At 54.7% G+C, this 8,039-nt stretch carries 6 protein-coding genes; 4 read left to right on the forward strand and 2 right to left on the reverse strand.

The window, feature by feature from the left end; genetic code table 11:
• The first annotated feature begins 13 nt into the window (after positions 1 to 13).
• The gene (gene purU, locus KO497_RS00660) at positions 14 to 898 is read left to right on the forward strand and encodes a formyltetrahydrofolate deformylase (RefSeq protein WP_215942035.1); all 885 of its coding nucleotides are present in this window, start codon (positions 14 to 16) and stop codon (positions 896 to 898) included.
• A gap of 3 nt (positions 899 to 901) precedes the next feature.
• Positions 902 to 2,569 carry an electron transfer flavoprotein-ubiquinone oxidoreductase gene (locus KO497_RS00665; protein WP_252729446.1) on the forward strand — a complete coding sequence of 556 codons (1,668 nt, stop codon included), beginning with the start codon at positions 902 to 904 and terminating at the stop codon, positions 2,567 to 2,569.
• A gap of 208 nt (positions 2,570 to 2,777) precedes the next feature.
• Here the strand turns inward: KO497_RS00665 and KO497_RS00670 are convergent, their stop codons facing one another.
• Together KO497_RS00670 and yghU are read right to left on the reverse strand one after the other, a co-directional pair.
• Complete coding sequence (locus KO497_RS00670; RefSeq protein WP_215942036.1) at positions 2,778 to 3,455, reverse strand: glutathione S-transferase family protein; 678 nt, start codon at positions 3,453 to 3,455, stop codon at positions 2,778 to 2,780.
• 32 nt (positions 3,456 to 3,487) lie between these two features.
• A complete protein-coding gene (gene yghU, locus KO497_RS00675; protein ID WP_215942037.1) occupies positions 3,488 to 4,351 on the reverse strand; it encodes a glutathione-dependent disulfide-bond oxidoreductase in 864 nt (287 codons plus the stop codon).
• Between the two features lie 747 nt (positions 4,352 to 5,098).
• Between yghU and KO497_RS00680 the strand changes: the two genes are divergently transcribed.
• The gene (locus KO497_RS00680; RefSeq protein WP_215942038.1) at positions 5,099 to 6,220 is read left to right on the forward strand and encodes an AAA family ATPase; all 1,122 of its coding nucleotides are present in this window, start codon (positions 5,099 to 5,101) and stop codon (positions 6,218 to 6,220) included.
• Positions 6,221 to 6,222: 2 nt separating this feature from the next.
• On the forward strand, positions 6,223 to 8,039 hold a 1,817-nt coding region (locus tag KO497_RS00685; RefSeq protein ID WP_215942039.1), incomplete at its 3' end, for a winged helix-turn-helix domain-containing protein.

The following is an 8,039-nucleotide window of genomic DNA, read 5'->3' on the forward strand; positions in this document are numbered from 1 at the left end:
AGGACATATGACTATGACAAACCATTGCCTCACTGTGACCTGTGCTGCCAGCCGCGGCATTGTTGCTGCTATCGCGACCTTTCTGTCTGATCACGGATGCAACATCACAGACAGCTCTCAATATGATGATCTGGACACCAACCAGTTTTTCATGCGTATCAGCTTTACCTCTGAAAATGGCGTGCCCCAAAGTGATCTAGAGGCCGAATTCGCCGCAGTGGCCAAGCCTTTTGACATGCAATTTGCCTTCCATGACGAAAGTATCAAGATGAAAGTCGCGATTATGGTCAGCCGTTTTGGCCATTGTCTGAACGACATTTTGTATCGCGTGAAAATCGGCGCTCTGCCGATTGAAATCGTTGCCGTGATTTCAAACCACATGGATTACCAAAAGGTTGTGGTAAACAACGACCTGCCATTCCATTGCATCAAAGTGACCAAAGAAAACAAACCAGAAGCCGAAGCTGCGATCATGAAAGTGGTCGAAGACTCTGGTGCGGAATTGATCGTTTTGGCGCGCTATATGCAAATTCTGTCTGACGATATGTGCACCAAAATGTCAGGTCGCATCATCAATATCCACCACTCGTTCTTGCCATCTTTCAAGGGCGCAAACCCCTATAAGCAAGCCTTTGCACGTGGCGTGAAATTGATTGGTGCAACCTCTCACTATGTGACGGCTGATCTTGATGAAGGTCCGATCATTGAACAAGATGTTGTGCGTATTACCCATGCTCAAAGCGCCGAAGACTACGTGTCCCTTGGTCGCGATGTCGAAGCGCAAGTTCTGTCCCGTGCCATCCATGCGCACGCAAACCACCGCGTGTTCTTGAATGGCAATAAAACTGTGGTCGTATCTGCGTCACCGGGCAGCTACTCGTCTGAAAGAATGGGTTAAATCATGTCGCAAACAAGCAATGAAACAGACGCTCCGCTGCGCGAAAGCATGGATTATGACGTCGTGATCGTGGGGGCGGGGCCATCAGGTCTCTCCGCTGCGATCCGGTTGAAACAGCTCGATCCCAGCCTTGAGGTCGTGGTGCTGGAAAAGGGCTCCGAAGTTGGCGCTCATATTCTGTCCGGTGCGGTTCTTGATCCAATCGGATTGGATCGTTTGATCCCCGATTGGAAAGAAAAATCAGCGCCAATCAAGACGGCTGTAACCGAAGATCATTTCTTGTTTTTGACCGATAAGCGCTCGGTGCGTATCCCCAATTGGCCGATGCCAAAATTGATGTCCAACCACGGCAATTACATTGTCTCTATGGGCAATCTCTGTCGCTGGTTGGCAGAACAAGCCGAAGAGCTTGGTGTCGAGATTTTCCCCGGCATGGCCGCATCTGAGTTGGTCATGGAGGGGGATCGCGTTGCGGGTGTGGTAGCTGGCGAATTTGGCCGCGAAGCAGACGGCAGCATTGGTGCCAATTATGAAGCGGGCATGGAATTGCGCGGCAAATACGTTTTGCTGGGCGAGGGCGTGCGGGGGTCCCTGTCTAAAGTCGTGATGGAAAAGTTCAATCTGTCCGATGGACTTGATCCACAAAAGTTCGGCCTTGGCATGAAAGAAATCTGGGAAATCGATCCAGCCAAGCACAAAGAAGGCACAGTCCAGCACACGATGGGCTGGCCGCTGGGTAGCAATGCCGGTGGCGGATCTTTCCTTTACCACATTGAAAACAATCAAGTTTACGTCGGATTCGTGGTGCATCTCAACTATAAGAACCCCTATCTGTCGCCCTATATGGAATTCCAGCGCTTCAAACATCACCCCGTTGTGGCGGATCTGTTGGAAGGCGGCAAACGCGTGGCTTACGGCGCACGTGCGATCTCTGAGGGCGGTTTACAATCCTTGCCCAAACTGACCTTTCCGGGCGGCGCCTTGTTGGGCTGTTCTGCGGGCATGGTCAACGTGCCGCGCATCAAGGGCAACCACAATGCGATGCTGTCTGGCATTGCGGCTGCCGAAGCGGCGGCCGTGGCAATTTCCGAGGGCCGTGAAGGTGACGAGCTGAGCGATTATGAAATCGCCGTTCGCGATGGCGATATCGGCGATGACTTGAAAAAGGTGCGCAACGTTAAGCCTTTGTGGGCGAAATGGGGGGCTTTGGCCTCGACTGTTCTTGGCGGCTTTGACATGTGGACCAATTTTTTGTTCGGCCTGTCAGTCTTTGGCACGTTAAAACACGGCGAAAACGACGCACAAGCGATTGGAGAGGCGAAAGATTATGCCGAAATCACCTATCCAAAACCAGATGGCATTCTCAGTTTTGATCGCCTGACCAACGTTAGCTTTGCCGCAACGAACCACGAAGAAAGTCAGCCCTGCCATTTGAAACTGGCTGATCCGTCTGTTCCCATAACGGTGAATTTGGCCAAATATGCCGAGCCTGCACAACGTTATTGCCCTGCAGGTGTCTATGAAGTCGTTGAAAAAGCAGGCGTGCCGGAATTTGTGATCAACTTCCAAAACTGCGTGCATTGCAAAACCTGCGACATCAAAGACCCAAGTCAGAACATCACATGGACCACCCCGCAAGGCGGTGATGGGCCGAATTATCCCAATATGTGATCTGTTCAACTAAAAGGTTTGCACGTCGCCCGTTGGCCTCGGCCGTTTAGAAAAACGGCCGGGCGATCATTTGGCAATGTGCTGCTTTGACCGCACAACACCATTGACCGCAAATCACGGCAGACTCATCTGAAACGGACAGAGATTACAATGTAAACGCCAAGTCCGTCAGCCCGCCCCAAAAGTTTCCCATTGGGGCGGGGGACTATTACACGTTTACATAATTACTTGGGAACAATGCGCGCAGCGAAGCTTCATCACCTGGTGTTTTAAAGGTCTCGTCTTTGCCGATCTGTTGCGCCTTTTCAACCGCCGGGCGGGCGTTGACCGCCTCGAACCAGCGCGCGACTTCGGGATACTGCTTCAAACCTTCGCCGCCCAACACACGGTCACCACGGATGGCCCAGCCCCATGCCGACACGTCAGCAATGGAATAGCTGTCACCAACGATGAAGTCGCGGCCTTTCAGATGATCATTCAACACCTGATAATGGCGTTCGGCTTCACGCATGTAGCGGTTTTTGGCATATGGCAGATCTTCAGGTGCGCTGTGATGAAAATGAACGCTTTGCCCCGAAAACGGTCCCAAACCAGAGGCGATGAACATCAACCACGATAGCAATGCTCCGCGCTCTTCAGCTGCGACGCCCAGCTTGCCAGTCTTGTCAGATAGATAAAGCAGGATCGCCGTACTGTCGAAGACGAGCGTGCCATTGTCATCTATCGCAGGCACTTTGCCATTGGGGTTGATGGCGCGGAATTCCGGCGTGTGTTGTACACCTTTGGCCGTGTCGACCGGCACCAATTCATATGGCAAATCCGTTTCAGCCAAGAACAACGCGACCTTTAGTGGGTTTGGCGTCGGGTGATAGTAAAATTTTAACATATCATATCCTGTTATTACGACAAAAAACTGCGTTACTCATCCGCAGAAGCAACTTTGTCTTGAGTTTTCGTGTCGAAGTCTGAAGCATCATGGCGCTCGTGAAGTTGCTCGTTTAAGGGGCCGCGGGTGCGGTTCACGATGCGGCCGCGTTGCACGGCGGGACGGGCAAGAATGTCTTCGGCCCAGCGGAGCAGGTTTTTGTAACTTTTCACATCAAGGAATTCGCCTGCGTCATAGGCTTCGCCCAAGACCAGATTGCCATACCAAGGCCACGTCAGCATATCCGCGATCGTATAGTCTTCACCGCCAAGATAGCGGTGTTCCGCCAACTCTCGGTCCAAGACGTCCATCTGGCGCTTTGTTTCCATCGTGAAACGGTTGATTGGATATTCGAACTTCTCTGGCGCATAGGCATAGAAATGACCGAACCCGCCCCCCAGATAGGGTGCCGATCCCTGCAACCAGAACACCCAGTTCATTATCTCAGTACGCGATTTTTGATCAACTGGTAGAAACGCTCCAAATTTTTCGGCCAGATACAACAAGATCGAACCGCTTTCGAACACACGTGTGTCCGTATCAAGATCCAATAGCGCCGGAATTTTCGAATTCGGATTTAGCGCCACAAAACCAGAGGAAAATTGATCGCCTTCACCAATCCTGATCAGGTGGGCGTCATATTCCGCGCCCGTTTTGCCCAGCGCCAGAAGCTCTTCCAGCATGATCGTGACCTTTTGGCCGTTTGGTGTGCCCATTGAGTAAAGCTGAAGCGGGTGCTTGCCAACGGGCAGCTCTGCGTCAAAGGTTGCGCCTGCAATGGGGCGGTTGGTCTTGGCCCAATCTCCGCCGTTTTCGGCATCCCATGTCCAGATCTTAGGGGGGCTATAGTCAGCCATTATGTGTCTTCCTTTCAATTGGGTCGTGCGCATGAGCATTTGCAAAAGGCTTTGATAAGCGCAAATCATGCGGTTTTTGGTACCGGTGCCCTTTGCCTGTAGCCATAGTACATATTTAATCGGCTTTGGCATGACCTCCTTTAAATCAATCAGAAAAGATTTATGGTCGTTTGCCTGACAGGTTTTCCTTATATGAATTGTTGAGCGATCACTCAATATGCATCTTGCCAATCACAGATTTGTGATATCGAGACGGCTGTGAACAGCGGGCAAATAAGACGGGAAGCTATTTTTTGAGAGCCACGATATGCTTAAATGTGCAATGTTGTGCTAGATACCAACACCAAAACCAAGCGCAGAAAAGCTGATGTGTGGGCAAAGTGAGCCGAAAACCCAAAAGAGGTTAGCTTAAAAGTCGTTAACCCCTTGAGAACTCTGGCTCCGGCGGTAGGGAACGGAGCCATTTTCAACGCCTACGTAAGTCATTGAAAAACATAGATATGACCGCAACTTAACCATGGGTGATGCCGCAGTATGATGTAGCACTTTGATAGCGGGTTCTGGGGGATCATGCAACTGAGGCAGGCAAGGTGGGAGGGAAGTGTCCGCTCGCTGCGACCTGGAGGAACGTCAGGGATGCGCAGAGAACCGTCATCACGGAGATGCTCGGGCAGGGGTCCAGGCAAGTTGACTTCGAAGTCAGATGGATTTATTCAGATGAGAATTAATTCATGATGGGATAAATCCATGCACGGCAGAGAGAATGAACGCGACATTCTGAAACGCAAGCTCAAAGCTGGGCACAACATTCACATGCCGGCCCCTCGTCGCATCGGGAAAACTTGGACAATCAACAGGCTTGCGGAAGACATGCGGAAAGAGAACTGGCTGATCGTCGAGATGGACGTACAAGGCATGTCCGCTCCGGACAAGTTCGCGCGGCGCCTGTGCCAAAAGATTCAAGGTCAGTTGCCTACGACGTCAGGTCTGCATGCAGCCTTCAAAAACCGGCTCGATGCATTGATCGGAGGGGAGTGGGGCACCAACCCTATCAACGCGATCGGCCAAGTCGATCCCGTGGCCTTCTTGGACGCGCTTTTGGAAACACTGGGGAAGGAAGGGAAACAATCGGCGATCTTCGTGGACGAGATCGCCTATTTTGTTCTCGGCTTCGCAGAGAAAAATGAGAACGGCGCCAAGGACTTCTTCTACGAGCTGAGGAACCTGCAGGCTGAATACTCGAATGTCCGTTGGCTCTTCACCGGGTCGATCGGCCTGAACTTTGTGGCCGAACGGTTCGGCCTTGGCGGCGCGTTCGTGGATCTGACCACGTTCATCCTCGAGCCGTTCGACGAAACCGAAGCCGGGTCCTTTCTCCGTGATCCAGCCACGCAGATGGGGTTCAACCACCAGTTCCATGCCAGTGACCAAGACCTGAAGGTTTTGTTCGAAGAACTGGGTTGGCTAGCGCCCTACTACCTCAAGCTGGTCGGCAATGAAGTCCGCCCATCTGGCCCCGAACATGGCGGCATGCTGACCGCGAAGCAGGAGGACCTGCGGGCCGCCATGGAAAAACTACTTGAACCGACCCGGAAATCCGATTTCGCCGTCTGGCGCGAGCATATCGACAAGAACTTGCCCCAAACCGATCGTGACCTCGCGCGCGGGGTGCTGGGCCGTGTGTCGGCCGCTGCGGATGGCGAGACGCTGGACACGCTACAAGCTGCCATGGCCCCCGCCAAACCAAAAGCCGTGCGGGACATTCTTGACATACTGCAAAGCGATGGCCTGACTGACCTGACCGAAGGGCGCTACAGGTTCCGGTCCGGCCTGATCCGTCGCTACTGGCAGCAGTACGAGGTGGATTGATCATGATCCCGCAGTCGACGCTCTACAATCAGACCATCCTTAATGACGACGATTTCGTCGCCAGCTTCGTGGCGCGCCGCGACACTCTCGAGACGATGTGTCGCCGCTTGAAATCAGTCGGACCGGAGGACGACGGGCAGCATCAAATCCTGATCGGCACGCGGGGGATGGGCAAGACCTCCCTGCTACGCCGCATGGCGATTGAGATCAAACGCGATCACGAATTGTCGGACCGTTTTGCCCCGCTGATGTTCCGCGAAGAGCAGTACAACGTGCTGCGACTGCAGGATTTCTGGCGCAACTGCGGGGAATCCCTCGCTGGATGGGCAGAAAGCCAAGGGCGCGACGACTTGGCGGAGCATCTTGACGACGTGGTCTTCTCAAGCAGTTGGGACAGCGACGACGGCGCCGCAGAGCAGTTCGAGGCGGAGATGCATGCGCTTGGCAAACGGGCAGTTCTGCTGATCGACAACCTCGACCTGATTCTGGATGCGCTCAAGGACGAGGACCGCTGGACCCTGCGCGCCAGCTTGCAGGCGCGGGGCGGGCCAATCCTTATCGGTGCCGCAACCCAGTCACTGAAGGAAACCGCGGACCGCGACGCAGCCTTCTACGAGTTCTTCCAACCATATTACCTTGAGCCCCTCGAGTTGCAGGAAACCGAGACCTTCATGCGAGCTCTCGCAAACCAGCGCGGCGAGGTCGGGCGCCGCGTCCTCCATGTAATGCACGCCGATCGCGCACGGCTCCGCGTTCTTCACCGGTTGGCCGGTGGCAACCCTCGGATCTTAGCCCTGACATATCGCCTTCTCGAGACCGAGGATTCCCACAGCGCGATGGCCGATCTCGAGCGGCTGCTGGACGAGGTCACGCCTTATTATAAGGCCCGTGTCGAAGAGTATCAGACCCCTTTGCAACGCGCGATCATTGATGCCATCGCGCTGCATTGGGACCCGGTCACCACCGGACACCTGTCCGAAATAACCGGCATCCCGACCACGACGCTGTCGCCGCAGCTGACCCGGCTGCGCAAGGATGGTCTGGTTGAAAGGATCGAAACCTCGGGCTCCTACGCGGGCCATCAGGTCGTCGAACGGTTCCTTAATATCTGGTACCTGATGCGGCACGGAACGCGCCGCACCCGGCAGCGGATGCGCTGGCTCGTCGCGTTCCTGTCGAGCTTCTACTGCAAGGACGAGTTGGAAGAAATCGGTCGGACCGCACGCGCAACGGGCCGCTTCGATCTCTGGACCCGAGAATACGTGCATGCGTTCGAACAGGCGACGCAGATCGCACCAGCGCGCGAGCGTCTCGGCCTGAAGTCGGCCGGGCCCCGCCACGACGACATGATCGTAGCAGACTATCCGGCTTCGCCCGAATCCCAAAAGGCGAAGGAGTTGGGCGACAAGGGCGTATCCGCAGGTAGAGACGGAGAGGATGTAGCTGCACTCAAGATATTCGAGGAGTTGATCGCCCATTATAGCGACAGCCCAGACCCGCAAGTAAAGAAACAGGTCGCGCGGGCCATGCTCAACAAGGGGGGCACGCTGGGCCAAACCGGCGATCATGCTGCAGAGATCGAGGTCTACGACGCTCTCATCGCCCGCTACGGCGACAGCGACGCCCTCCCGCTGCAGGAACAGGTCGCGCGGGCCATGCTCAACAAGGGGGTCACGCTGGGCCAGACCGACGATCCTGCTGCAGAGATCGAGGTCTACGACGCGCTTATCGCCCGCTACGGCGACAGCGACGCCCTCCCGCTGCAGGAACCGGTTGCGCTGGCCATGCTCAACAAGGGGGGCACGCTGGGCCAAACCGG

This window comes from Pacificibacter marinus (assembly GCF_018860665.1).
In the GTDB taxonomy this organism is placed as follows: Bacteria; Pseudomonadota; Alphaproteobacteria; order Rhodobacterales; family Rhodobacteraceae; genus Celeribacter; species Celeribacter marinus_A.